The organism is Aquimarina longa SW024 (assembly GCF_001401755.1).
GTDB lineage: Bacteria > Bacteroidota > Bacteroidia > Flavobacteriales > Flavobacteriaceae > Aquimarina > Aquimarina longa.
In genome coordinates, this window is record NZ_AVQK01000087.1 from 1 (window position 1) to 1,939 (window position 1,939).

2 protein-coding genes are annotated in these 1,939 nt (G+C 31.5%); one reads left to right on the top strand and one right to left on the bottom strand.

All coding sequences use genetic code 11. The annotated features are described in order from the left end of the window. The coding region (locus N456_RS09010) for a tyrosine-type recombinase/integrase (RefSeq protein ID WP_148639271.1) at positions 1–756 on the top strand (756 nt) is incomplete at its 5' end. Between the two features lie 23 nt (positions 757–779). On the opposite strand, the gene N456_RS24390 is transcribed toward N456_RS09010, so the two are convergent. Continuing rightward, positions 780–1,939: antirestriction protein (locus N456_RS24390; protein WP_158447864.1), on the bottom strand; the 1,160-nt coding region annotated here is incomplete at its 5' end.

The window sequence follows — 1,939 nt, forward strand, 5'->3', positions numbered from 1 at the left end:
AAGAGGTATGAGGTATATATGAAAGTGAATGGTTTAAAATCCAAAACTTCCAGAGCCAATTGCTTATCAGTTGTACGAACTATATTTAATAAAGCAATTACTGAAGGAATTGTGGATTCAGAATATTATCCATTTGGAAAACGTAAGTTCAAAATAAAGCACGGTAAAACTTTAAAAATAGGATTGGATAAGGAAGAGATAAAAAGGATTGAAATTTTAGAGTTAGAAGAAGGCTCCACGACATGGCACACCAGAAATGTATTTCTTTTTTCTTTTTACTTAGCAGGAATACGTATTAGTGATACATTGCACTTAAAATGGCAAGATATCCAAAGTGGGAGATTGTATTATCAGATGGGAAAAAATGAAAAACCTGATTCCCTTGAACTTCCTAGAAAAGCGTTGCACATACTGTCTCTCTATGAAAAAGATAAAATGAGTCATACTGATTTTATATTTCCAGAGTTGAAAAAAGCAAACCTAAAGGATGCTAAAGATATTGAACGAAAAATCAATTCAGCTGGAGCAAAATTTAATCAACATCTTAAAAAAATTGCTAAACAAGCTAAAATCAACAAAAAACTCACCAATCATATTTCTAGGCACAGTTTTGGTAATATTGCAGGAGCTAATATTCCTGTACAAATGCTTCAAAAGCTATACCGACATTCACATTTAAGTACAACTATTGGATATCAGTCCAATTTTGATCATACTAAAACTGACGAGGCTTTGAATACTGTTCTGGATTTTTGACCAGTTTATTAACCAAAATAGATTTATAAATCCGTTAATGGTTGTGAGATCGTCTCTGTATCTCCTATAACTTCTTTACTAAAAATATTATATTTAATTCCTGTTACTCCGTATCTGTTTTTAGAAGTAACTGCATAATTATTTCTGAATGTATCATCTACTTTAATTATTTCTATATTAATCCCTGAATCAAATAATGGAGCTGTTCCTCCTCGTATAGTTTTTTGTGTAGTCCGCTGAAAAATAACTATAAATATAGTCTCTGGATGTTGTTTTCGTAATCGATCAAAATCTTGTGAAAGTAACCTTGTCTTATTCCAACTATCAATAATGATCACATCAAAGTCTTTCGCTGCTCTCGAAATGGTATCATATCCATCAGGCAATTGATCTGTAATGAATATTTTACCCTGATTTTTAGACTGTAAATACTCTTGTTTCATTCTAGTGATGAGATCAGAGTGTTTCCCTATCTCTAAAGTAAAAATACCGATTTGATTTCCTATATCTGCAAAAGCGTCTGCTAATTGATACGTAAACCTTGTTTTCCCACCTCCCTGATCCCCTTCTATAGTAAGTGCTAATTCAAACTTTTCTAAGTCACCTAATAATTCTCCTAATGCACCATTGAGACGAAATGTATTAGTACTAATTTGTTTTGGTTGCCTATTGATTGCCGTAAAAAGAGGAACATTTTTTGTTTTTGATATCGAAAGGATATTAGTAGTACTAGGAGAAGATTCTGTAATATTTCCTAAAGGTTTTATTGTATTGTTGAAAACATGCCCCAGTTGTTTCCTCCATTTATGATTGATGACGATGTTTACTTTTTCATTTAGGGATAAGGTGTTATACTGAGTAATCAGTTTTTGTTGGATTTTTTCGATATGTGATGCATGAAGAGTATTCTTTGTAATTTCTTTTTTAGAGATAGCACACTGTAGGTCAATAATATAATTTTTTAATGTAGCTCTATTTTGAACTGATTGATGCATTTGCAGAAACCTTTTTACAAAATCAACGAGTATAGTGTTGTCCTCATTAGTATTTATAATATCTTCACTAGCTAAATGCATATTAAGTTGTTTTATATAGATATCAATGGTTTCTCTGATTTCCTGCTCCTGATGGTAAAAACCTCTAGCTTCCATAAAAAACTGATGCCCTTTTTGTAATATTTCAG